25 protein-coding genes and 1 other RNA gene are annotated in these 23,440 nt (G+C 62.2%); 16 read left to right on the top strand and 10 right to left on the bottom strand.

The window, feature by feature from the left end:
- Nucleotides 1-67: 67 nt before the first annotated feature.
- The 4 genes from WH87_RS02015 to WH87_RS02000 form a co-directional block, all read right to left on the bottom strand.
- Nucleotides 68-1,207, bottom strand: coding sequence for a tetratricopeptide repeat protein (locus WH87_RS02015; RefSeq protein WP_052726553.1), 1,140 nt, complete (start codon nt 1,205-1,207; stop codon nt 68-70).
- Complete coding sequence (locus WH87_RS02010; protein ID WP_046140048.1) at nt 1,204-1,806, bottom strand: thiamine phosphate synthase; 603 nt, start codon at nt 1,804-1,806, stop codon at nt 1,204-1,206. Before WH87_RS02010 ends, WH87_RS02015 begins: the two co-directional genes overlap by 4 nt.
- 183 nt (nt 1,807-1,989) lie before the next feature.
- The gene (locus WH87_RS02005) at nt 1,990-3,018 is read right to left on the bottom strand and encodes a class I fructose-bisphosphate aldolase (RefSeq protein WP_046140049.1); all 1,029 of its coding nucleotides are present in this window, start codon (nt 3,016-3,018) and stop codon (nt 1,990-1,992) included.
- A 145-nt stretch (nt 3,019-3,163) separates the two neighbouring features.
- Nucleotides 3,164-4,366: a phosphoglycerate kinase gene (locus WH87_RS02000; RefSeq protein ID WP_046140050.1), complete on the bottom strand. Its 1,203-nt coding sequence runs from the start codon at nt 4,364-4,366 to the stop codon at nt 3,164-3,166.
- A 154-nt stretch (nt 4,367-4,520) separates the two neighbouring features.
- Between WH87_RS02000 and WH87_RS01995 the strand changes: the two genes are divergently transcribed.
- Nucleotides 4,521-5,495, top strand: coding sequence for a Gfo/Idh/MocA family protein (locus WH87_RS01995; RefSeq protein ID WP_052726554.1), 975 nt, complete (start codon nt 4,521-4,523; stop codon nt 5,493-5,495).
- Between the two features lie 4 nt (nt 5,496-5,499).
- On the opposite strand, the gene WH87_RS01990 is transcribed toward WH87_RS01995, so the two are convergent.
- The 3 genes from WH87_RS01990 to tkt form a co-directional block, all read right to left on the bottom strand.
- Nucleotides 5,500-6,030: a putative glycolipid-binding domain-containing protein gene (locus WH87_RS01990; protein WP_052726555.1), complete on the bottom strand. Its 531-nt coding sequence runs from the start codon at nt 6,028-6,030 to the stop codon at nt 5,500-5,502.
- Between the two features lie 196 nt (nt 6,031-6,226).
- A complete protein-coding gene (gene gap, locus WH87_RS01985) occupies nt 6,227-7,234 on the bottom strand; it encodes a type I glyceraldehyde-3-phosphate dehydrogenase (protein ID WP_046140051.1) in 1,008 nt (335 codons plus the stop codon).
- A 47-nt stretch (nt 7,235-7,281) separates the two neighbouring features.
- Nucleotides 7,282-9,255 carry a transketolase gene (tkt, locus tag WH87_RS01980; RefSeq protein WP_046140052.1) on the bottom strand — a complete coding sequence of 658 codons (1,974 nt, stop codon included), beginning with the start codon at nt 9,253-9,255 and terminating at the stop codon, nt 7,282-7,284.
- A gap of 192 nt (nt 9,256-9,447) precedes the next feature.
- Between tkt and WH87_RS01975 the strand changes: the two genes are divergently transcribed.
- On the top strand, nt 9,448-9,735 hold the full coding sequence (locus WH87_RS01975; RefSeq protein ID WP_046140053.1) for a DUF4164 family protein: 288 nt from the start codon (nt 9,448-9,450) through the stop codon (nt 9,733-9,735).
- Between the two features lie 4 nt (nt 9,736-9,739).
- On the top strand, nt 9,740-10,117 hold the full coding sequence (locus tag WH87_RS01970; protein ID WP_046140054.1) for a cell division protein ZapA: 378 nt from the start codon (nt 9,740-9,742) through the stop codon (nt 10,115-10,117).
- A gap of 8 nt (nt 10,118-10,125) precedes the next feature.
- Here WH87_RS01970 and WH87_RS01965 read toward each other — a convergent pair whose 3' ends face one another.
- Nucleotides 10,126-11,826, bottom strand: coding sequence for a cation:proton antiporter (locus WH87_RS01965; protein WP_046140055.1), 1,701 nt, complete (start codon nt 11,824-11,826; stop codon nt 10,126-10,128).
- 156 nt (nt 11,827-11,982) lie between these two features.
- Between WH87_RS01965 and ssrS the strand changes: the two genes are divergently transcribed.
- The 4 genes from ssrS to WH87_RS01950 all read left to right on the top strand — a co-directional run bounded on the left by ssrS (nt 11,983) and on the right by WH87_RS01950 (nt 14,486).
- Nucleotides 11,983-12,140: non-coding RNA, 6S RNA (gene ssrS, locus WH87_RS19235), on the top strand.
- Nucleotides 12,141-12,165: 25 nt separating this feature from the next.
- Nucleotides 12,166-12,753 (top strand): 5-formyltetrahydrofolate cyclo-ligase, encoded by a 588-nt coding sequence (locus WH87_RS01960; RefSeq protein ID WP_046140056.1) that lies wholly within the window; start codon nt 12,166-12,168, stop codon nt 12,751-12,753.
- The gene (locus WH87_RS01955) at nt 12,750-13,568 is read left to right on the top strand and encodes a TIGR00282 family metallophosphoesterase (RefSeq protein ID WP_046140057.1); all 819 of its coding nucleotides are present in this window, start codon (nt 12,750-12,752) and stop codon (nt 13,566-13,568) included. The genes WH87_RS01960 and WH87_RS01955 overlap by 4 nt, the downstream gene beginning before the upstream one ends.
- Before the next feature lie 171 nt (nt 13,569-13,739).
- Complete coding sequence (locus WH87_RS01950) at nt 13,740-14,486, top strand: YebC/PmpR family DNA-binding transcriptional regulator (protein WP_046140058.1); 747 nt, start codon at nt 13,740-13,742, stop codon at nt 14,484-14,486.
- A gap of 51 nt (nt 14,487-14,537) precedes the next feature.
- Here the strand turns inward: WH87_RS01950 and WH87_RS01945 are convergent, their stop codons facing one another.
- Nucleotides 14,538-15,290, bottom strand: coding sequence for a GGDEF domain-containing protein (locus tag WH87_RS01945; protein ID WP_046140059.1), 753 nt, complete (start codon nt 15,288-15,290; stop codon nt 14,538-14,540).
- 479 nt (nt 15,291-15,769) lie between these two features.
- On the opposite strand from WH87_RS01945, the gene ruvC reads away from it, so the two are divergent.
- The 9 genes from ruvC to tolB all read left to right on the top strand — a co-directional run bounded on the left by ruvC (nt 15,770) and on the right by tolB (nt 22,853).
- Nucleotides 15,770-16,276 (top strand): crossover junction endodeoxyribonuclease RuvC, encoded by a 507-nt coding sequence (gene ruvC, locus WH87_RS01940; RefSeq protein ID WP_046140060.1) that lies wholly within the window; start codon nt 15,770-15,772, stop codon nt 16,274-16,276.
- Complete coding sequence (gene ruvA / locus WH87_RS01935) at nt 16,273-16,890, top strand: Holliday junction branch migration protein RuvA (RefSeq protein WP_046140061.1); 618 nt, start codon at nt 16,273-16,275, stop codon at nt 16,888-16,890. The genes ruvC and ruvA overlap by 4 nt, the downstream gene beginning before the upstream one ends.
- 5 nt (nt 16,891-16,895) lie before the next feature.
- The gene (gene ruvB, locus WH87_RS01930) at nt 16,896-17,924 is read left to right on the top strand and encodes a Holliday junction branch migration DNA helicase RuvB (RefSeq protein WP_407060022.1); all 1,029 of its coding nucleotides are present in this window, start codon (nt 16,896-16,898) and stop codon (nt 17,922-17,924) included.
- The gene (locus tag WH87_RS01925) at nt 17,921-18,421 is read left to right on the top strand and encodes an NUDIX hydrolase (protein WP_046140063.1); all 501 of its coding nucleotides are present in this window, start codon (nt 17,921-17,923) and stop codon (nt 18,419-18,421) included. The genes ruvB and WH87_RS01925 overlap by 4 nt, the downstream gene beginning before the upstream one ends.
- Nucleotides 18,418-18,843 (top strand): tol-pal system-associated acyl-CoA thioesterase, encoded by a 426-nt coding sequence (gene ybgC, locus WH87_RS01920; RefSeq protein WP_046140064.1) that lies wholly within the window; start codon nt 18,418-18,420, stop codon nt 18,841-18,843. Before WH87_RS01925 ends, ybgC begins: the two co-directional genes overlap by 4 nt.
- 261 nt (nt 18,844-19,104) lie before the next feature.
- Nucleotides 19,105-19,815, top strand: a complete 711-nt coding sequence (gene tolQ, locus WH87_RS01915; protein WP_156167926.1) for a protein TolQ — start codon at nt 19,105-19,107, stop codon at nt 19,813-19,815.
- A 1-nt stretch (nt 19,816) separates the two neighbouring features.
- On the top strand, nt 19,817-20,266 hold the full coding sequence (gene tolR, locus WH87_RS01910) for a protein TolR (protein WP_046140065.1): 450 nt from the start codon (nt 19,817-19,819) through the stop codon (nt 20,264-20,266).
- Between the two features lie 9 nt (nt 20,267-20,275).
- On the top strand, nt 20,276-21,481 hold the full coding sequence (locus WH87_RS19715; RefSeq protein ID WP_046140066.1) for a hypothetical protein: 1,206 nt from the start codon (nt 20,276-20,278) through the stop codon (nt 21,479-21,481).
- Between the two features lie 61 nt (nt 21,482-21,542).
- On the top strand, nt 21,543-22,853 hold the full coding sequence (tolB, locus tag WH87_RS01900) for a Tol-Pal system beta propeller repeat protein TolB (RefSeq protein WP_052726576.1): 1,311 nt from the start codon (nt 21,543-21,545) through the stop codon (nt 22,851-22,853).
- 58 nt (nt 22,854-22,911) lie between these two features.
- Here the strand turns inward: tolB and WH87_RS01895 are convergent, their stop codons facing one another.
- Nucleotides 22,912-23,424, bottom strand: a complete 513-nt coding sequence (locus WH87_RS01895) for a GNAT family N-acetyltransferase (RefSeq protein ID WP_046140068.1) — start codon at nt 23,422-23,424, stop codon at nt 22,912-22,914.
- Between the last annotated feature and the right edge of the window lie 16 nt (nt 23,425-23,440).

The following is a 23,440-nucleotide window of genomic DNA, read 5'->3' as shown; positions in this document are numbered from 1 at the left end:
CGGCCGGCCGAAGGTTGATATGCTTGATTGGGCGTGGCGGGCTTATTGCCTCAGAATGCCCGCCGGTTCAAGGCTTTTGCCGCTGAGCTGGCACAGGCGCTGTTTTTCCGGTGCTGGTTGTGGGCTCTGCTGCTGGTGGCTCGTCCGTCTCGACCGGTGTTGATGCAGGGGCCGCAGCGGGTGCTTCGCCATCATCTGTTGGTGCGGGCAGTGCTGCAGGCGCAGGAGTTGCAGGGGTGGTTGGCGTTGCATCTGCCGCACGCGGCGGCACCGATGGCCAGAAACGAGCACGTTCTTCGGCCGCGGCAAGATCAGCTGCCGAGATCGACACCAAAAGGCGATCGAGCGAAGGATCGGACAGACCCTGACGGCGGGCGAGGGCGCGCCACATCGCTGATTCCTGCAGGTTGAGCGAAACGCCTTCACCCACAGCGAGCAGCTTGGCGTAGCGGTTCTGTGCCACGGCATTGCCGGCTTCGGCGGCGCGCTCATACCAGCGCGCGGCTTCGGGCACATTCTTTTCGATGCCCTGGCCCATATAGAGCAGGGTGGCATAGTCGATCTGCGCGGCGATGAGATCCTGATCGGCGGCCAGGCCGATATAGCGGGCGCCTTCGGCATCGTTGGGCGCAATGCCCGCGCCTTCGATCAGCATTGTGCCGTAGTCGTATTGCGCTTCGGGCAGTTCGGCGTCCGCTGCCTCTTTCATCAGCTCGGCTGCGGTGACGAGGCTGGGCGGGGCATAGATGCCTTCAACATGCAGCAGCGCCATATTGTACTTGGCCGGAACGTAGCCAGCTTCGGCTGACTTTTTGAACAGATCAGCGGCGCGCGCGCGGTTTTTGGTGACGCCGGTGCCATCCTGATAATAGGTGGCCAGTTCGAACATGGCGAGGCGATCGCCATTATTGGCGGCCAGCTGGTACCAGCCGGCGGCGCGCTGTTCGTTCTGCGCGATGCCAAGGCCCTTGGCGTAAATCTCGGCGATCAGGGTTTGCGCTGCTGCGTCACCCTTTTCAGCGCGCGGCAAAGCATATTCCAGGGCCGTCAGGTAATAGCCGCGCTGAAAAGCGCCATAGGCATAATCGGCCGCTGCGCGCGGCCCGAAGATTTCATTGCTGATCGACTCTGCGGGATTCTCCTGCGCCAGAACGGGCAGCGGCAACAGAGCCAGAACAACAGCCAGAGCGCGCAGACGAAGGGTCATGCGGTTTCTCCGAGAGCGGCAGCTATTGCCGCCATGGCGGCGACCGGGTCCTTGGCGGACCAGATCGAGGCGGACAGCGCAAGGAATTCCGCGCCACGGGCGTCAGCGGTTTCAGGCGTTGCAGTGGCGTCGCTGAAGACGGCTGGAATTTCGAACGTATCGGCCCACCATTCAGCCAGCTCGCCAGCCTGCGTATCGGCAGCGCCGTCGATGGGGCCAAAAAACACGTAGTCGACGTCCATTTCGCCGAAGGCCATGGCGTCGTGGCGGGTTTCGGCCTTGCCGGCGCCAACGATCAGGGCGGGCTTGAGCGCGCCAATGGCATCCTTGAGCGCCTTGGCGCCGCCGGTGATATGCACGCCATCAGCACCGAGGCGCTTGGCCAGTGCCACATCATCTTCGAGCAACACGGCGCAGCCTGCGCCTTGGCCAACGTTGATGACGGCAGCTGCCAACTTGGCATAGGTGGCCTCGTCGGCCGCGCCACGATGGACCAGCAGCGCCGAGACTTCTGCGGCATTGAGCACGGCCATAAGCGTGGCCGGGAAGGTCGCCGGGTCGGCGGCAGCAGGGGTAATGAGATAAAGCTGAGGTGCCATTGGGCTTCCGGATACTCGACGCAGCAAACTCTATGTCGCGGCATTTAGGCGACAAAAGGGACGCCTCTCCAATAGGCGATAGCGTCGGGTGGGCGCAATGGCTGGTGTGGGCACACAAAAAAGGCGCGCCCCTGGGAAGAGAGCGCGCCACAGTGCGACGTTGGGCGTCGGATAATTGTCAGATCAGGCGGCCTTGTCGAGCTCTCCCGACCAGGTGCCGAGCGCTGCCAGCGAGTTCATGTGGGCGCGATGGGTGAAGGCGGCCTGCGCGGCTGGGAAGTTCTCGCGACGACCAGCCCAGGTGCGTAGCGCTACATTTTGCAGGGCGCGGCCATAGGAGAAGGTCAGCGGCCATGGTTTGCCGGCAATCTGGTTCATGGCCGACAGATGCGCCGTGGCTTCCTCATCGGTCTGACCGCCTGACAGGAACGCAATGCCGGGAACGGCCGCAGGAACATGCTCGCGCAGCACGGAGACGGTGCGCTGGGCGACTTCCTCGACGGTTGGGCGCTCGCGCGAGTTGACGCCGGGCAGCACCATGTTTGGCTTGAGCAGCATGCCGGAAAGCTCGACGCCCGCGAGGCGGAGTTCTTTGAAGACGTTTTCCAGCACTTCGCCGGTGACGGCGGCGCAGCGTTCGAGCGAGTGATTGCCGGGTTCGCCGTCGCCGACGACCTCGGGCTCAACCACGGGGACGATGCCCGCTTCCTGGCAGAGAATGGCGTAGCGGGCCAGCGCATGGGCATTGGCGCGGATATTGTTGCGGGTGGGAGCAACGTCATTGATGGTGATGACGGCGCGCCATTTGGCAAAGCCTGCACCGAGATCTGCATAACGCGTCAGGCGCTGGCGCAGGCCATCAAGGCCCTCGGTGATCTTTTCGCCGCTGTCGCCGGGCATGGGGAACGCGCCGCGGTCGACCTTGATGCCGGGGATAACGTCGGCGTCGGCGAGAATGGCGCGGAAGGCGGTGCCGTCGGCGGCCTGCTGCTCAAGCGTCTCTTCGGTGAGGATGACGCCAGAGATGTAGTTCTGCATGGCAGTGGTCGAGCGGAACAACATTTCGCGATAGTCGCGGCGCAGGTCGAGGGTGTTGGGCAGGTTGATCTTGGCGAAGCGCTTGGCGATCGTGCCTTCGGATTCATCGGCGGCAAGAATGCCTTTGCCGGTTTCCATGAGCTTCTGGGCAATGGAATTGAGCGACTTCGCCATCTGTGTACCTCGGCCTGAATGTTAGCGTGCAGATTAGACTTTCGTTTTCGCGTCGACGATTAGACCTGCGTTTATTAGACGAAAGGTGGTCGAAAATAGGTGGAACAAAGAAAAAGGCCGGATCGTTGACCCGGCCTTCTGCATCTTACTTTTTCAGCGCTTCGACGCCGGGGAGGGGCTTGCCTTCCATCCATTCGAGGAAGGCGCCGCCAGCGGTCGAGACATAGGTGAAGGCGTCCTTGACGCCGGCATGGGCCAGTGCGCCAACGGTGTCGCCGCCCCCGGCGACCGAGATCAGCTTGCCCTCATGCGTGCGCTTGGCGACGTGCTTGGCTATGGCGACCGTGCCAGCGTCGAACGGGTTCATTTCAAACGCACCCATGGGGCCGTTCCAGACGACGGTGTGCGCGTCGTCGATGGCGCCGGTGATACGCTCGATGGAGGATGGGCCAATGTCGAGCACCATGCCATCCGGATCGATCGCGTCTACGCCATAAAGACGGGTCGGGGTGTCGGCCTTGAAGTGCCAGGCGACGACCGCGTCAATTGGCAGGATGATGGCACAACCGCTATCGACGGCCTTGTCCATGATGCGCAGCGCGGTTTCCGCGAGGTCCTTTTCGGCCAGCGACTTGCCGACGCCATGGCCCTGCGCATGCAGGAACGTATTGGCCATGCCGCCACCGATGACCAGGCCATCGACCTTGGTTACGAGGTTTTCCAGCAGATCGATCTTGGAGGAGACCTTGGCGCCGCCGACGATGGCGATCACGGGCTTCTTGGGCTTGCCGAGGCCGGATTCCAGCGCTTCGAGTTCGGCCTGCATGGCCAAACCTGCCGCCGCAGGCAACAGACGCGCCAGCGCTTCCGTCGAGGCATGGGCGCGGTGAGCTGCCGAGAAGGCGTCGTTGACATAGACGTCGCCGAGGCTGGCCATGCGCTTGGCGAGCTCAACATCGTTGGTTTCTTCACCGGGATGGAAGCGGGTGTTTTCCAGCACCAGCACGGAGCCGACGGGTGCTTCGTCGATCGCCTGCTTGGCGGCGCTGACGTCGTTCCAGTCGGTGGCGACAAAGCCGACCGGATGGCCGGTTTCATTGGCGACGGCTTCGCAGACCTGCTCGAGCGAGAACTCGGGATCGACCTTGCCCTTGGGGCGGCCGAAATGGCTAAGCAGGATCACTTTGCCATCGTGCTTGACGATTTCGCGGATGGTGGGAACCAGCCGCTCGATGCGGGTGGCGTCGGTGACCTTGCCATTGGCGACCGGAACGTTGAGATCGGCCCGCAGCAGGACGCGCTTGTTGGTCAGGTCGAGTTCGTCGAGGGTCTTGAAGCTGTCGGTCACTGGGGCCTCCGGAGGTCGGTGTTCGCCGCTGGCGTAGCAGAGCGGCGCGAACGGGGGAAGGGGGGAGCGCTGCTGCCAGCGCCTGCTTTTTCATTGCGTGGCAAGCTGCGGGGAGGCTAGGCATGGCCGATCAAATCCAACATCAGGATGGGCCATGCTGGGCTGGGGTATTGTCGGAACGAGCTTTATCTCCACCACAATGGCCGATGCCATCAAGGGCAGCCCCGGTTCGCGCATTGCGGCGGTGACCGGGCGCGACGCGGGACGGCTGGCGGCGTTCGCCAGCCAGCACGACATTGCGACCACCTATGGCAGCCTTGACGAGCTGCTCGCCGATCCGGCGGTGGATGTGGTCTACATCGGCACGCCCAATCACATGCATCATGAAGGTGTTATCGCCGCCGCCAAGGCGGGCAAGGCGATCCTCAGCGAAAAGTCGCTGACGCGAACACTGGCGCAGGCAGGAGCGCTGGCTGAGGCCGTGCGGGACCATGATGTGCTGTTTGTGGAAGGGCTGATGTATCTGGCCCACCCGATGTACAGGCACCTGCCCGAAATGCTGGCCGATGTCGGCACCATCGCCTCCATCAGCGGGTTCTATGCCGCCGATATCTGGGACGTGGTCAATCCGCAGGGCGGCGGCACGCTGTACAATATCGGATGCTATCCCGTCTCGTTGCTGCAGTTCGTGATGCAGACCGCGTTTGGCGATGCAGCCTTTGCAGACCGCGTGGTGACCGGGTCCGGAGTGCGCTCGCCCAAGGACGGCAATATCGGCCATGCGGCGATAAGTGTCCGCTTCGGCAACGGCGTTCTGGCCACGCTGCAGTCCAGCGATATGGTCGGCATGGCGCATGACTTTGTCATTGTTGGAGACAAGGGCACCTTGCGCTTCCTGACCAATCCATGGCTGCCGGGGACGAGCAATAGGCTGCAGTTCCAGGCCTATGGTGAGACAGCCGAAATCACCCTGCTTGAGGACAGCCATGATGCCTTCCACCATCAGGTTTTGCTGATGGAGCGCTGCGTGGCGCAGGGGCTAACGCAAGCCGCGCGCCCCTCGCCCCGGCTCAAGGATTCGCTGGAGATCATGGGGCTGCTTGCCGAGTGGGAAGCCGCCTGCGGCTGAGTTCTCAGGCGCGCGTGAAGAGACCGGGATAATCCACGACCAACATATCGGCGTCGACTTCGATGACGCGCTCGAAATCAGCTGACTGGAAGCGGAAATGGGTGGCGTCGAGCTGGGTGTAGAGCTGCTCGGCGCGCTGAACCGTCATGGAGTCCGTATCGATCCAGGCCATGGCAAAGCGTTGCGGCTGGCCGGTCACCCATTGGCAGCGCCAGAGCGGCAGCGAATTGGTCAGCGGGCTGGACGATATGTCGATGTCGATGCAGCCTTTGAGCTGGGAGAGCGGCTCGGCGCGGTCGTCCGACCAATTGCCGGCGCCATCGGAAAACAGCTCCAGCACGGTGCCATCGGTGCGCTCGATCTTGACCGTGCGCACATGCTCGGTGTCATCGAGTTTGATGCGGTAGAACAGCCCATGCTCGGGCGTGATGGTCGTCGAGCGAATGCGCGTATCGCGGGCGGTCGAGATGACATGGCAATGTTCGATGCTAACGGGATCAAGCCCATGCCAGCGGACGGATCGATCAAGGCTCATGAGTCGTTCGCCATAACTATCGCGCGTGCAGTTTGCGCTCTTGGTAGTTCACAATAGAGCACCGCGTCATTCCCGCGAAAGCGGGAATCTCTCTTGCTGACGGAGGGGGATTCCCGCTTTCGCGGGAATGGCGCCGAGACTGGCAAAAAAAGGGCGCCCCGAGGGAGCGCCCTTAAATTCTTGCGGTGCCGACAGCTTAGAGCGTCTTGCCCAGTGCAACGGCGGTGTCGGCCATGCGGTTGGAGAAGCCCCACTCGTTGTCGTACCAGCTCAGGACCGACACGAAATTGCCGTCCATCACCTTGGTCTGGTCGAGAGCCATGGTGGAGGAGTGCGGATCGTGGTTGAAGTCGATCGAGACGTTTGGCTGGGTGGTGTAGCCCAGAATGCCCTTGAGCTCGCCATCGGCATACTTGCGCACGGCAGCGTTGATCTCGTCGGCGGTCACATGGCGCTTGGCGATGAACTTGAAGTCGACGCAGGACACATTGGGGGTTGGAACTCGGATCGAGATACCATCCAGCTTGCCCTTGAGATCAGGCAGCACCAGGCCGATGGCCTTGGCAGCGCCGGTCGAGGTCGGGATCTGGCTCAGGGCCGCAGCGCGGCCGCGATAGAGATCCTTGTGCATGGTGTCGAGCGTTGGCTGGTCACCAGTATAGGAATGGATGGTGGTCATCATTCCCTTTTCGATGCCGAATTCCTTGTGCAGCACATAGGCCAGCGGAGCCAGGCAGTTGGTGGTGCACGAAGCGTTCGAGATGACCAGGTCGTCCTTGGTCAGATCGTGGTGGTTGATGCCATAAACGATGGTCTTGTCCGCGCCGTCGCCGGGAGCCGAGATGATCACCTTCTTTGCGCCGGCCTTGAGATGCGCGCTGGCCTTTTCCTTGGAGGTAAAGATGCCGGTGCATTCAAGCGCGATGTCGACGCCCATGGCGGCGTGTGGCAGCTCGGCCGGATCACGCACGGCGGTCACCTGGATCGGGCCGCGACCAACGTCGATGGTGTTGCCATCAACGGTCACGGTGCCGTTGAAGCGGCCGTGAACGCTGTCGAAGCGGAACAGGTGGGCATTGGTTTCGACCGGGCCGAGGTCGTTGATCGCAACGACTTCGATATCGGTACGGCCAGATTCGATAATGGCGCGCAGAACATTGCGGCCGATACGGCCAAAACCATTGATGGCGACGCGGACTGCCATATGAGGCTCCTTAAGGGGTCTAGGAGGAGAAAGAGAGCGAGGCTCTCTTACAACTGTGCGGTGGCGGCTTCAACAACGGCCTTGGCTGTGATGTTGAAGTGCTCATAGAGCTCTTCAATCGGGCCCGACGCGCCAAAGCCGTGCATGCCGACGAAGCGACCCTTGTCGCCCAGCAGCTTGTTCCAGCTCATTTCCGTGCCGGCTTCGATAGCGACGCGGGCCTTGGCATTGCCCAGCACCTCGGCGCGGTAAGCGTCGGACTGCTTGGCAAAGAGTTCCATGGATGGAACCGACACGACGCGGGCGCTGATGCCCTTCTCGGCCAGCAGCTTCATGCCGTCCAGCGCGATGGCAACTTCCGAGCCGGTCGCGAAGATGATGACCTCTGCGTCAAGTTCACCGGCAAGGGTGTAGGCGCCCTTGGCCGAGAGGTTTTCCGTGGTGTGCTGGGTGCGGACCGTTGGCAGGTTCTGGCGCGAGAGCGCGAGAATGGACGGTGCACTGTCGCTTTCGAGCGCAAGCTGCCAGCATTCGGCAGTTTCCACGGCGTCTGCAGGACGGAACACCAGAAGGTTCGGAATGGCGCGCAGGGCGGACATGTGCTCGACGGGCTGGTGGGTCGGGCCGTCTTCGCCCAGGCCAATGGAGTCGTGGGTCATCACGTAGATGACGCGCTGGTGCATCAGCGCCGACAGGCGGATGGCAGGGCGCGCATAGTCGGTGAAGCACATGAAGGTGCCGCCGTAGGGGATCAGGCCGCCATGCAGCGCAATGCCGTTCATGGCCGCAGCCATGCCTTGCTCGCGGATGCCGTACATCATGTAGCGGCCGGAATAATTGTCCGCCTGGAAGGGCAGGGTTTCCTTGGTGTTGGTCAGGTTTGAGCCGGTGAGGTCAGCCGAGCCGCCCTGGGTCTCGGGAACGATGGCGTTGATGACCTCGAGCGCCATCTGGCTGGCCTTGCGGCTTGCAACCTTCGGCAGTTCGGCGCTGAGCTTCTGCTTGTAGTCGTTGATCGCGTTGGCAAAGCCGGCTGGCAGCTCGCCTGCGGTGCGGCGCTCGAACTCGGCCTTGCTGGCCGATGCGGCCAGACGGGACTGCCATTCGCCACGCACGTTCTGCGAGCGACGGCCAGCGGCGCGCCAGGCTTCCAGCGTGTCGGCTGGAACCTCGAATGCGGGGTAGGTGATGCCGAGGGCTGCCTTGGCGCCAGCCAGTTCTTCGGCGCCGAGAGGCGAGCCGTGAACCTTGTTGGTGCCGGCCTTCTTGGGCGCGCCAAAGCCGATGGTGGTCTTGGCAGCGATCAGGGTTGGCTTGTCCGACTTCTTGGAGTCGAGCAGAGCCTTCTCGATGGCGGCCTGATCGTGGCCATCGATCTCAATGGTGTTCCAGCCCGATGCCTTGAAACGCGCGATCTGGTCGGTGCTGTCGGAATTGGACACAGCGCCATCGATGGTGATGTTGTTGTTATCCCAGATCAGGGTCAGCTTGTGCAGCTTGAGGTGTCCGGCAAGCGCGATGGCTTCCTGGGAGATGCCTTCCATGAGGCACCCGTCACCAGCCAGGCACCAGGTGTGGTGGTCGACGATGTCGGAACCGAACTCGGCAGCCAGCTTGGCTTCCGCGATTGCCATGCCGACAGCATTGCCCACACCCTGGCCGAGTGGGCCGGTGGTGGTTTCGATGCCCTGCGCATAACCGTACTCTGGGTGGCCAGCCGTCTTGGAGCCGAGCTGACGGAAATTCTTGACCTGCTCGATGGTCATGTCCTCGTAGCCCAGCAGATAGAGCGAGGAGTAGAGCAGCATCGAGCCATGGCCGGCCGACAGGACGAAGCGATCGCGGTCAGCCCACTTGCTGTCTGCGGGATCGAACTTCATCACTTTTGTGAACAGCACGGTCGCAATGTCTGCGCAGCCCATGGGCAGGCCTGGGTGACCAGAATTGGCTTTTTCCACCGCGTCCATGGACAGGGAGCGGATCGCATTGGCCAAATCATTCTGCTGGGCTGTATTTGTCATCGGGCTTGCGCTTTCATTGGGCGTGAAATCTGGGGAGAAGAGAGGCCGTAAGCCTCCTCCCAAAGGCGGGTTCGAGGCATAACAGGTTGGGATTGCCTGTCAATGACAGGGTAGGCTTCCTTGGTTGCATTGCGGCTGGGTGTGAGGCACCCTGTAGAGCGTGAACGTCGCGCGTAAAGGACCGTAACGGTAATGAGTGAGACGGAACTTGAAGATGGGATCGGCGCCGCCAATGCGCGGTTTGATCGCGCCATGGCGCGGCTGGATCAGTCGGTAAAAAATCTGGCGACGCGGATGCGGCAGCATAATCGCATCGAGGTCGATACGCAGCGCCTCGTGCATGAGCGCGCGCGGCTGGCGACGGAACTCGACAAAACCGCAGCGCGGGCCAAGCGCCTTGATGACAGCGCCCATGATGTGTCGCGCCGTTTGGTCGAGGCCATGGAAACGGTCCGCGAAGTGCTGGCAAAGACGGAGTAGCGCGGTGCCTGAAGTCAATGTCGAGATCAATGGCCGCAAATATCGCATGGCCTGCGAAGAGGGCCAGCAGAAGCATCTGATCGGCCTGGCTGATCGGTTTAACAAGCAGGTAGAAAGCCTTAAGGGCGCCGTCGGCGAGATTGGCGACAACCGGCTGACCGTGATGGCGGGCATTGCTGTGGTCGATGAGCTTGCCGAGGCCGAGCGCAAGATCAAGGCGCTCGAAAAAGAAGTTCTGATCCTGCAGCGCGCCGGGCAGGAAGTGGCTGCCGAAATCGAGGCGCTCGAAGAGCGTTTCGCCGGCAAGCTGGTCGAGGCCGCGGTGGCGCTGGACGGCATCGCCAATGTTCTCGACGAGGCCGCCCCGCTGCCGCACAGCTAGTTCAGGGGTCAGGCGGGTTTGCCCCGGCTGTCCAGAAACGCCTGTTCCAGATCCATCTGCTCCAACACGTCGCGCAGCACCGTCTCGTCCAGCACACGCTCGTCGCGCGCGGTGATCAGTCGCTTGCGGCGCGCCGCCAGCATGATGTTGCCCAGCTCAAACGCCTCGTCCTGATCGATCACACGCTCGGGTTGCTCGACCTGTGTCGTCAGCTTGTTGCGCCGGGCCATCATCTCGACCATGCGTCGCGAGGAGGGGCTGTCGTGCGTTTCGCTATATTCCTGCAGCGCCGCATTGGCTGCCTCGCGCGCCAGCTTATGAGCAAGGGCCTCCTGATCGGCGATGTATTTGTCGGCGCGCGGATCGCTGAGGTCGAGGTGTTTGATCAGCCAGGGCAGGGTGAGCCCCTGGATCACCAAAGTGGCGATGGTGACGAGGAAGGCGATGGCAAGGATCGCCTCGCGGCCGGGGAAGGGCAGTCCGCTCACCGTGACGGCGGGCACGCCGGCTGCGGCGGCAAGGGTCACCACGCCGCGCATGCCGGTCCAGGACAGAACGATGTTTTCCTTCCAGCTGAGTGGCGGTTGTGGTGCTTCGGGGCGCGGGCGACGGCGCGCGTTTGGGCCTGTGTCTTGCCGCTGCGGCCGGCGCTTGCTGGCGAACGGGTCCTCGCCGCGGGCGACAGCGGCCGTATATTCGTCCCAACGCTTTTGCCCGGCGCGATAGCGCCAACGACCGAAGATTGCGGTGCCGAACACCCAGATGAAGCGGATCGCGACCGTGGCGAGAAACACTGCGGTAGCCGCCAGCAGCAGCGCGACAAGGCCGATGCCGGCTTCTCCTGCGTCATTGATGACGAAACGCAGTTGCAGGCCGATATAGGCGAACACAAAAGTTTCGAGCAGGGTATCGGCGGTGCGCCAGAATTCGCGCTCCTGCATCCGCTCCTGATAGCTGGATTCCACTGCGTGATGGCCGATGGCGAAACCGGCAGTGACCACGGCCAGAACGCCCGAGGCATGCAGTTCCTCGGCCAGCAGATAGGCAGCGAAGGGCACGATCACCGAAATCACCGTCGACAGGGACGGATTGCCCAGCTTGCGGCGGGCGAACTGGGCGAAATTGCCGATGATCAAGCCGAGCAAAATGCCGACCACGGACGAATAGAGGAAATAGAGCGGCAGGTTGTCGATAAAGGCGTGGGTGCCAGCAACGCCTGCCACGGCAGCCGCAAAGATGGTCAGCGCGGCCGCGTCATTGATCAGGCTTTCGCCCTTGAGCACGGTCATCAAGCCGGTGGGCAGGCCGGCCTTGCGGCCAATGGTGATAGCGGTAACCGCATCGGGCGGCGCCAGCACGGCTGCCAGCACTAGGGCTGCGGGCAGGGTCAGTTCGGGCACGATGGCAGCCGCCACCACGCCAACCGCGGCGGTTGCAGCAAACACCATGAAGACGCCCAGGTTGACGATGGAGCTCAGGCGCTTGGCGAAGCTGGTGAAGGAGAAGTCGCTCGCCGCCGAAAACAGCATCGGGGGCAACACTATGCCCAGGATAATTTCGGGCTCCAGCTCCAGTCGGGGCAGGCCCGGAATGAAGGATGCCGCGAGCCCGACCATGGCGACCAGAATGGCCGGCTGGATGTTCTTGCGTTCGGCGAAGGCGGAAATGGCGATGGCGGCAATAATGACAATCAGAATGTGCGCGAACATGGGCGATCCTGCTTAAGTGGCAAGATATTGGTGAGCCGCGATGACAAGGGCAAGATAGTTGCGCATGCCGAAGCGTGGGGCAGTGCAGATTTAGGTGAAATTGGTGTGTTCGGGTCGCGCTTCCCCTTTGCACTGGCCGGCAAAGCGCCTATATCGGTTCTGCTGCCCGGTGCGTGTTGGATACCATATCCCCGGGGCCTTATCGATCCTAAGGGAGCTGTCCCTGACTGGGCTCCTGGGCTCAGACATACGGCGCCCACCTGCGTAAAGTAGGTTCCCGGGATCGCATATCCCACGGCCAGGGTGGCACCTAATTTCTGAGGCGGATTGTGGCGCTGTATGGTTGACGAGAAGATCGAAGAAGCCAAGGCGGCGCTGAGAAGTCAGGCCCATGCGATCCGTGCCGCCATTCCGCAGGCCGATCGTGTTGATGCTGCCGCTGCCGTGGCCGCTGCCTTCTTCAAGGATGTCGCCCCCGCCGCCAGTGACGTCGTTGCCGCCTATTGGCGCATTCGCGACGAGCTGGACTGCCAGCCGATTCTTGTCCGCCTGATGGACAACAACCACACCGTCATCTTGCCCGTCGTGCTGGGCGCTGAAGAACCGCTCGACCTTCGGGTCTGGGAGCAGGGCGAAGCGCTTTATGAAGCCGGGTTTGGCACGCTCGCGCCCTCCGAACAGGCGCCACGCGCCGAGCCGGATCTGGTCATCATGCCGCTGCTCGGCTTTGACAAGAACGGTACGCGCTTGGGTTATGGCGGTGGGTATTATGACCGCACGCTGGCAAATCTGAGCAAGAAGCCCAGGCTGATCGGGCTGGCCTTTGCGGCACAGGAGCTCGACGAGATCCCGCGCGAGGCCCACGACGTACCGCTTGATGCTGTCATCACTGAAAACGGCATTCGCCATTTTGGCGCAAGCGCATGAAGCTGCTGTTTCTGGGCGATGTGATGGGCCGTTCCGGCCGGGATGCGGTCAATGATCGCCTGCCGGGCATCATCGAGCGCTATGGCTTTGATTTCGTTGTGGTCAATGGCGAAAATGCCAGCCATGGCAAGGGCCTGACCGAACCGCACTTCAATGCGATCCGCAATGCCGGCGCCGATATCGTGACGCTTGGCGACCATGCCTTCGATCAGCGCGAGACCATTTCGTTCATTGAGCGCGAAAACACCCTGATCCGTCCAATCAACATGCCACCTGGCACGCCGGGACGTGGAGCCATGTTCGTCGAGGGCCGCAATGGCCATCGCGTGCTGGTGATCAATGCGCAGGGCCGTGTGTTCATGCCCCCCATCGATGATCCGTTCCGCGCCGTGGAAGCCGCTGTTGCCGCTTGTCCGCTGGGCGAGCAGGCCGACGCGATTGTCGTGGATTTCCATACCGAAGCCACCTCGGAAATTCAGGCCATGGGCCACTTCCTCGATGGCAAGGTCAGCCTTGTTGTCGGCACCCACACCCATATCCCCACGGCCGATCATCGCGTGCTGCGCGGCGGTACGGCGCTGATGGCCGATGCGGGCATGTGCGGGGATTTCGACTCCATTATCGGCACCGATACCGATGAGCCGCTGAACCGGTTTCTGACAGGTATTCCCAATGGCCGGTTCTCACCGTCCGAAGGCGAGGCGACGCTGTGCGGCGTGGCCATTCAGACCGATCCACGCACCGGCCTGGCGACCAAAGTGCTGCCGCTGCGCCTTGGCGGCACGCTGGCCCAGGCTGAGCCCATTTTCGATTGAGGCCCAGCTCGGACAGCTTTGGGCCAAGCGGTTGCCGCTCCGGACGCCCTCCCCCGGGACGCTAGATCCGTGCCTTCACGCGCGGCATTGGCGGTCAGCTTCACAAATGCGCTGCACTTGCCTATAACCCGCGACCATAAACCAGCAGCTTTTATTCGAGGGGAGTGACCTATGGCAGGCCATTCACACGCCAAAAACATCATGCACCGCAAAGGCAAGTCCGACGCGGTTCGCTCCAAGGTCTTCTCCAAGCTTGCGCGCGAAATCACCGTCGCCGCCAAGCTCGGCATGCCAGACCCAGCCTTCAATGCCCGCCTGCGCCTGGCCGTTGTCAACGCGCGCGCTCAGTCCATGCCCAAGGACAATATCGACCGCGCCATCAAGAAGGCGATCGGTTCGGACGGCGAAAACTACGACGAGATCCGCTATGAGGGCTATGGCCCCGGTGGCGTCGCGATCATCGTCGAGACCCTGACCGACAACCGTAACCGCACGGCATCGAACGTCCGCTCCTACTTCTCCAAGAGTGGCGGCGCGATGGGTGAAACCAACTCGGTTGGCTTCATGTTCGACAAGGTTGGCGAGATCACCTATCCGGTCAAGGCCGGCACCGAAGACGCCGTGATGGAAGCCGCTATCGAGGCGGGTGCCGACGACGTCGAAAGCGATGAGGAAGGCCACTACATCACCACCTCGTTCGAGGCGATGGTGGAAGTTGCTGCAACGCTCGAGAAGGTTCTCGGTGAAGCCGAGTCCGTCAAGGCGATCTGGAAGCCCCAGACCAATGCCCCGATCGATGCCGAAAAAGGCGCATCGCTGATGAAGCTGATCGCCACGCTCGAAGAAGACGATGACGTGCAGAACGTCTATACGAACTTCGAAATGAGCGACGAAGAAGCGGCCAAGCTCGACGCTTGATTGCTTGAGCAGTAAAATTCAGAAGGGCAGTGCTGCGGCGCTGCCCTTTTTCTATGCCGACTGTTGCAGTGTGAGGTCTGGATAATCTGTGGCATGCACAATGGCGACGCGATTGCGGCCGGTCTGCTTGGCGCCATAGAGCCGCTGATCGGCAATGCGGAACAATTCTGAGAAGATAGCCGGCCGGTCAAAGACTGCGCCGCCAATGCTGACCGACAGCGCACGCTGTTCCCCGTTTGGCGCGAACACGGCCAGATTGACCGAGCGGCGGATGCGTTCAGCGATAACCTCGGCCCCTGGTTGGCCGACATCAGGCAGATAAACCGCAAATTCCTCGCCACCCATGCGCCCGACCAGGTCGCCCGGTCGCAGCACCGCGCGGATTGAGCGCGCTATGATCGCCAGCGCATCGTCCCCTGCATCATGGCCGAACAGGTCGTTGATGGTCTTGAAGTTGTCCGCATCGATCATCAGTAGCGCTCCGGCAGTCGGACCGCTCTGGGCGAGAATGCTGGTCACCCGATAGGTAAAGGCACCACGATTGAGGCAGGCCGTCAGGCTGTCGGTGCGCGCCACTAGGGCGAGGCGGAAATTGGAAAGAGCGAGCCCGCGCAGGCGCATGCTCATGAAGAAGAACAGGGGGGCGCCCATCAGGGTGGGCAGTACGATGGCGCTGAGGATGGCGCGTTGGCGCATCGCCTCGTCGACCCCCTCAAAGATGATCGCATTGGCAGCGACCGACACCAGAACACAACTGAGCGTGCCCAACAGAGTCCATTTTCCCACGCTGGACCATTTCTGCATGGCGGTAACTCGTTTCGATTCCGGCATCTCGTGCTCTCGCTGTTCAAGGGTTGATGGTCCGGCGAGCCCCTGAGGGCCGCCACTAGGGTGTGTTGGTCCTATGGGTGGTCAGGTGGTCAGTAACTCTATGGTTTGGGCGGCCGACGTCATGACAACGCGGCCGGTGCTCCCGGTTGTGGATGGATGGTGGATTGGAGATGGTGCAGCAGGGTCGCGCCGCCCTGCATTGATGCAGGCAGTCTCGCTCGTGCAAACCGCTGCACGATCAGACCAAAGCACTGCCCGCCCCGGCAGTTCCTGGCATATGCCATTCATGCTGATTGCCCCTCGTTCCCCGCGCAGACGCTAGATGGCGTTTATTGAAGGCGGGGTTTGCAAAACCGTTCGGATTTTATTGATCCTGTCATTTTTACCAGGTTGTTTCGGGTTTGTTCACATTGGGCTTGGTACGGTTCGCGCCGCGCACTAAGGATGAATGCATGAACTCGGCAACGCGAATCATCGGTATCGACCCAGGGCTGCGCCGTTGCGGCTGGGGCATTATCGAAAGTCTGGGCAATCGGCTGACCTTTGTCGCCGCCGGGACGGTCACCCCGCCGGTGGATGGATCGCTGGCCGAACGGCTGGCCATCCTGTTCGCCGGGCTCGGTGAGGTGCTGGATCGGTTCGGACCCAGCGAGGCGGCGGTTGAAGAGACCTTCGTCAATGCGGGCGTGCGCTCGGCGCTGATCCTGGGGCAAGCGCGCGGGGTAGCTCTGCTCACCCCGGCAGCACGCGGCCTGCCGGTGGCGGAATATGCGGCCAATCTGGTCAAGAAATCCGTGGTCGGCACGGGCCACGCCGATAAGGGACAAATTCAATTGATGGTCAAAACGCTGATGCCTGCGGCAGATTTCAAGGGTGCTGACGCCGCCGACGCGCTGGCGATCGCCATCTGCCACGCCCATCACCGCGTCTCCAATCAGCGATTAAAGGCATTGGCATGATCGGCAAACTCAAAGGTCTCGTCGACAGTTTTGATGATGACCACGTTCTGATCGACTGCGGTGGCGTCTGCTATCAGGCGTTCTGCTCGTCGCGCACGCTCCAGAGCCTGCCCCGCGTTGGCGAGGCGGCGGTGGTGTTCATCGAGACCATCGTCCGCGAAGACATGATCCGGCTCTATGGCTTTTCGTCCGATAGTGAGAAGGCATGGTTCAATCTTTTGATGACCGTGCAGGGCGTTGGTGCGCGTGTCGCGCTGGCGATCTTGTCGGCGCTGTCGCCTTCTGAGATTTCGAGCGCCATTGCGCTCCAGGACAAAGCCATGATCGGCCGCGCCAATGGCGTGGGGCCAAAGCTCGCCGTGCGTCTGGTGACCGAACTCAAGGGCAAGGTGCCGACAACCGGCGCGGTTGATGCGGGCACGCTGGGCCTGCAATCGGCCTTGGGCGAGGGCATTGCCTCGAGCGCGATTACCGATGCGGTTTCGGCGCTGACCAATCTGGGCTATTCGAGCGCACAGGCCTCGGCTGCTCTGGCGCGCGTCGTGGCGCGCGAGGGCGATGATGTGCCGACCGAAAAGCTGATCCGGCTGGGCCTGCGGGAGTTGAGTAGTTGAGTGGTTTGACGTCCCCCGAGGCCGGTCGCGACGATAGTCTGGATGTGTCGCTACGCCCGTCGGGCTTTGCCGAGTTTGTCGGGCAGGCAGCGGCACGCGCCAATCTAGAAGTGTTCATCAAAGCGGCCAAGCAGCGCGGTGCGGCGCTTGATCACGTGCTGTTCGTGGGCCCTCCGGGGCTGGGCAAGACTACGCTGGCGCAGATCATCTCGCGGGAGCTCGGCGTTGGCTTTCGCGCCACCTCTGGTCCGGTCATCGCCAAGGCGGGCGATCTGGCGGCGCTGCTGACCAATCTCGAAGATCGCGATGTGCTTTTCATCGACGAAATCCACCGGCTTAATCCGGCGATCGAAGAAGTGCTCTATCCCGCGATGGAGGATTTCCAGCTCGATCTGATCATCGGGGAGGGGCCTGCGGCCCGCTCGGTGCGTATCGATCTGGCCAAGTTCACGCTGGTGGGAGCGACGACGCGGGCGGGTCTTTTGACCACGCCACTGCGCGACCGCTTCGGTATTCCGGTGCGGCTTAATTTCTATACGCCCGAGGAGCTGGTGCAGATCGTCCAGCGCGGGGCGCGCCTGCTTGGCATGCCGATGGCGCCCGATGGGGCCATGGAAATAGCCCGCCGTTCGCGCGGTACGCCGCGTATCGCGGGTCGCCTGCTGCGCCGCGTCACCGACTTTGCGTTGGTGGAGAATGCCGGCGAGATCACCCGCGCCATCGCCGACAAGGCGCTGCTGCGGCTTGATGTCGATGCGCGCGGGCTCGATCAGCTCGACCGCCGCTATCTCACCACCATTGCTGACTTCTACAATGGCGGCCCGGTGGGTATCGAAACCATTGCGGCTGCGCTCAGCGAGCCGCGTGACGCCATTGAAGAGATCGTCGAACCCTACCTGATCCAGCAGGGCTTCATCCAGCGCACGCCGCGCGGGCGCATGCTGACCGGCGCTGCTTTCCAGCATCTGGGCAAGATCGTGCCGCAGGGCTTTGTCGGCCTGCAGCAGAGCCTGTTCGAGGAGCCCGAGGAATGAGCGAGCGGGTGATGATCAGCTTTCCCATCGGGGATACCTGTTTCAACTACCGCGTTGCCGGTGCCGCCATTCGTGATGGTCACCTGCTGGTCTGCACCGAGGACGATGACGATTATTGCATGCTGCCCGGTGGCCGCGTCGAGCTGGGGGAACAGAGTGACCTCGCGCTTGAGCGCGAAGTCGCCGAAGAGCTGGCCATGCCGTGTACAATTGGTCGGCTGCTGTTCAGCTACGAGAGCTTTTATGGCCGTGGCGGCGAGCGCTTCCACGAGATGGGCCTGATCTATGCCATCGCGCTGCCGGACGCTGTGCGTCCCAATGGGGAGCAGCCCTTTCTCGTCCGCTTCGACGAGGGCCACGAGCTGCATTTCTCATGGATCCCCATCGAAAGCGCCGCGCTCAACACGGTGCGGCTACTGCCCGCCTGGCTGGTCGAGCGCCTGCAGACGCTTGGGGATAGCCCCGAGCATGTGATCTATCGTGAGGACGCGGCGTGACTGAGCATCGTTTCCCGGTCCGCATCTATTACGAAGACACTGACTTTTCCGGCAATGTCTATCACGCGGCCTATCTCAAGTTCTTCGAGCGCGGCCGCACCGAGTTCCTGCGCGATCTGGGCGTGCATCACGCTGAGCTGGCCAAGGATGGTGTGGCGTTTGCGGTCCGCGCCATGGATATCCAGTTCGACGGCGCGGCCCATATCGATGACCTGCTGGACGTGCTGACGACAGTTGAAGCCGTCACCGGCGCGCGCCTGAGCCTTAAGCAAACCATCCTGCGCGATGGCGTGGTTTTGACCCGCGCTAGTGTGATGGTCGTCGCCATCAATGCCCAGGGCGCGGCAACGCGTATGCCCAAGGCCATTCGCGACAAACTGGCCAGCGACGCCCCTCAAAGCAAGTCCACTGCCTCTGGCTGAGCTATTGCGCTGTTGTGCCAGCAGTGTTGGCCTGTGATGCCATCCTGCTTCACAAGTTGTTGCATTCGTTCAGCTTGGCGTCAGATGTGAGCCTTTGTTAACCACTCCTTGACCATAATTGCGGCAAAGGGACCGTGATCCCGTGCGCCGGTCCCCCAAAGCCCGGCAAACGGGGCATTTCTCTTAATTTTGACAGATTTCGACCCCATCCGCAGTGGCAGATGGGTCGGGCGGTAGAACCGGGCCGAAAAGGATCACTTCATGGAAGCCGTGGATGCTGTAGGGGCGGTCGCCCCACATGCCGATTTGTCCATCTGGGGCCTGTTCTGGGCTGCAGACTGGATCGTCAAGTCGGTCATGCTGGGATTGCTGGGCGCCTCTGTCTGGTGCTGGGCGATTATTATCGACAAGTCCATTACCTATCGCCGCACACAAGCAGAGATGAACCGCTTTGAGCGCGTGTTCTGGTCGGGCCAGTCGCTCGAAGAGCTGTATCAGCAGCAGTCCGAAAAGACCTCGGGCGGTTTGGGCGTGGTGTTTGTTGCGGCCATGAAAGAGTGGAAGCGCAGCCACGAGCAGAACGCAGCCAGCTTTGTCGGCATGCAGCAGCGCCTCGACAAAGTGCTCGACGTCGCCATTGCCCGCGAAAGCGAGACGCTGGAAAAGCGCCTGGGTTTCCTCGCCACCGTTGGCTCGGCTGGTCCGTTCATTGGTCTGTTCGGTACGGTCTGGGGCATCATGAACGCCTTTACCGCTATCGCCGCCTCGTCCAACACCAATCTGGCTGTTGTGGCTGGCCCGATCGCCGAAGCGCTGTTCGCCACGGCTATCGGCCTTGTGGCCGCTATTCCAGCCGTTATCGCCTATAACAAGCTCAGCTCTGACGCCAATAAGCTGATCGGTCGCCTTGAGGGCTTTGCCGACGAATTCTCGACCATTCTCAGCCGCCAGCTCGAAGCGCGGACCCGCTAAGATGGGGATGGGAACCACAGCCGGTGGCGGCGGAGGCGGCGGACGCCGTCGTCGCGGCCGCAAGAAAGCGGTCATGAGCGAAATCAACATCACGCCCATGGTGGACGTGATGCTGGTGCTGCTGATCATCTTCATGGTCGCAGCGCCCATGATGACGTCGGGCGTGCCGATCGATCTGCCCAAGACGGCGGCCAGCGACATGGCCAGCCAGACCCAGCCGATCACCGTCTCGGTGACGCCTGAAGGCGCGATTTTCGTGGACGAGGACCCTGTAGCCGAAGTCGATTTGATCGGCACCGTGACGGCCATGGCTGTCAACGGCACGGAAGACCGTATCTTTGTGCGCGGCGACACCACGGCCAATTACGGCTCGGTGATGCGTGTCATGGGGCTGTTGTCCGCAGCAGGCTTCACCAAGATCGGTCTCGTCACCCAGCAGCAGGACCGGTAGGCCCAGCCCATGCGCACTGGCGTCATCGTCTCGATCATTGTCCATATCGCGGTGTTGACCATCGGTCTCATCAACCTGGGGTTCCGCGAACCGTTGACGCCAACGGTAGAGTCCATTTCGGTCGATCTGGTGCCGATCGAGGAATACTCCAACATTCGCGCCGGTCAGCTGACCAGCCAGATCGTGGAAACCGATACGCCATCCATAGTTGAGTCCAACCAACCGGCCGAGCTTGCCCAGCCAACGGGCAATACTCAGGAAAACCAGGTCACGCCGTCGCCAGCGGACATTCCAACGCCCGCCCCGGTGACCAATACCGCGCCTGCGCCAGAGGCGATGCCTGAGCCTGCGCCCGAGCCAACTCCGGAGCCGGAACCGGCGCCCGCGCCGACCCCTGAACCGACGCCACCCGCGCCAACGCCAGAACCAACCCCGGCTCCTGCGCCCACGCCGGAGCCTGTTGTTGCGCCTGTGCCTGCGACGCGTCCAACACCGGCGCCAACGCCAGAACCAACGCCTGCGCCAACCCCAACCCCGGAACCCACTCCGGCTCCAACGCCTGAGCCGACGCCCACGCCGCCACCAACTCCGGCCCCGACGCCAACGCCTGCACCAGCTGCGCCGACCGTTGCCGCGCCAGTGCCTGCCTCGCGTCCGTCCAATCTCGACCAGAAGCGCCAGCAGTTTGCGGCAGCTGAAGCCGAGCGCAAAAAGCGTGAGGAAGAGGAGCGCAAGCGCAAGGCAGCGGCTGCCACGGCGACCGCCGCGGCGCAGACTGCGCCCCGTCCGCAGCCCAATGCGCAGCTCGACTCCGCGCTGGCCGATGATATTTCTGCCTTAATCAACAACGATAGAACCACCGGTGCCACCACCGGTAGCGGTGGCACGCCGACGCTGGGTGACACGACTGGTACATCGGCACGGCTCAGCCGGTCGGAAATTGACGGGCTGTCTGGCCGGGTCAAGAAGTACTGGAACCTGCTGCCGAGCGACATCAATAGCGGGATGACGGTGGTGCTGCTGCTCAATCTCAACCGCGATGGAACCCTCAACGGGATCCCGCAGGTTGTGTCGGCGGACCCCTCTCCGGCAGGTGCACAGGTTGCACGCGCGGCGCAACGCGCCGTGGTTGCTGCGAGCCAGGATGGTCCGTTCAACCTGTCTGCTGGCGCATACGATCAGTGGCGACAGCTTGAATTGGAACTGCGGCCGTGATTTTTGAATTGGCGCGTTTGCGGGGCATGATGGTTCCCAAACGGCGAGAATGGAGACTGAAATGACTCTTTTGACTCGGCGCAATGCGCTCAAGCTTGGCCTCGCAGGCAGCGCGGTGCTGGCTGGTTCTTCGATGGCGATGGCGCAATTGCGGATCGTTGTCGAGGGTGCAAACTTCCAGCCGCTCCCCATCGCCATCCCCGATTTTGCCTCGTCTGATCCGGCCTTCGGCAAGGAAATCGCCGAGATCGTGCGCAATGACCTGCGCCGTTCGGGCCTGTTCCTGCCGCTCGATCCGGCATCGCTGCCGATCAAGGTTGGCGACATCAACAACACGCCCGATTTCGCCACGTGGCGCACCGCCAACGTTGCTGCCCTGGTGATGGGTGGCGTTGAGCGCGGCGGTCAGATTTCCTCGTCCGTTCGCGTCTGGGATACCCAGCAGGCCGCGCAGGTTGTCGGCAAGAGCTACAATACCGACGCCAATTCCTCGCGCCGTGTTGCCCACATCATTGCCGACGCGATCTATGAAGCGCTGGCTGGTGGCTCGGGCTATTTCGATACCCGCGTGGTCTATGTGGCTGAGAGCGGCCCCAAGGCCAACCGTGTCAAGCGCCTCGCGATCATGGATCAGGATGGCGCCAATGTGCAGTATCTGACGCAGGGCAATACCCTGGCACTGACGCCGCGCTTCTCGCCCAATGGCGATCTCGTCACCTATATGAATTTCGACGAAGGCAACCCGCAGGTCTACGTGCTGCAGCTCTCGAGCGGTCGCCAGCAGCGTCTGGCGTCACTGGGTGCAATGACCTTTGCGCCGCGCTTCTCGCCAGATGGCGGCACGGTGGCCTTCTCGGTCGAGGCCAATGGCGCGACCAATATCTATTCGGTTGGCGTCAATGGCGGCACGCCGCAGCAGCTGACGTCGGGCGCGGCCATCGACACCGGCCCGTCCTATTCGCCAGATGGTGGCCGGATCGTCTTCGAGAGTGATCGTGGCGGCTCGCCACAGCTCTATATGATGGGGGCAGGTGGCGGAAACGCTCAGCGCGTGTCGTTCGGTCAGGGTAGCTATTCCACGCCTGTGTGGTCGCCAAAGGGTGATTTGATCGCCTTTACCCGCCAGTCGGGTGGTCAGTTCAATATCGGCATCATGAACCCAGATGGTTCGGGCGAGCGCATGCTGTATTCGAGCTTCCATGCGGAAGGCCCAACCTGGGCACCCAATGGTCGCGTCATCATGTTCTTCCAGGATCCGGGCGGCAATGACGGCCCCAAGCTGATGAGCGTTGATATCTGGGGCCGCAATCTTCTGACCATCCCAACCGAGAGCTACGCCTCCGATCCAGCCTGGTCGGGTCTGCGCCGTTAGTTCTCGGCTTTATGAGTTTGTTGAAGGCGCCAGTCCCACCGGATTGGCGCCTTTTTCCTTATCGGACACGGGCCATGGCGATGGAGTCGACATAGGCGCCGTCACGAAACGCATAGGCGATGAAAACGCCCTCGCGCTGAAAGCCAAACTTTTCATAGAGCCCGATGGCAGCGGCATTGTCGGCATAGACGTTGAGCTCCACCCGCTTGAGGTTGAGCCAGTTGTCGGCCACGTCGAGCAGCTCCCCGATCAGTGCCTTGCCGATGCCGCGTCCGACAAAATCGTCGTGGACACCGATGCCAAGGCCGGCGGCATGGGCGCGGCGGCCACCGAACCGGTTGATCCCGGCATTGCCGACAATCCGTCCATCCAGCACCGCCATCAGGTTGACGGAGTCCGCAGACTGGCCATCGAGCCACTTCTGGGTGTCGGACACTTTTGGATAGGGCGGTCGCAATGTGCCGGCACGAAAACCGGGCAGGGCCGTCAACGCAGCCAGTTCTTCGGCGTCGCTGGGGCGCGCAGCGCGTATGGACAGGCCATCGGGCCAGGATTTGGGTGGGAGCGTCATCTGCTGTTCTCTCTTT

It is taken from the genome of Devosia epidermidihirudinis (assembly GCF_000971295.1).
Taxonomy (GTDB): Bacteria; Pseudomonadota; Alphaproteobacteria; order Rhizobiales; family Devosiaceae; genus Devosia; species Devosia epidermidihirudinis.
This window is presented reverse-complemented; position numbering and strand designations above follow the sequence as displayed.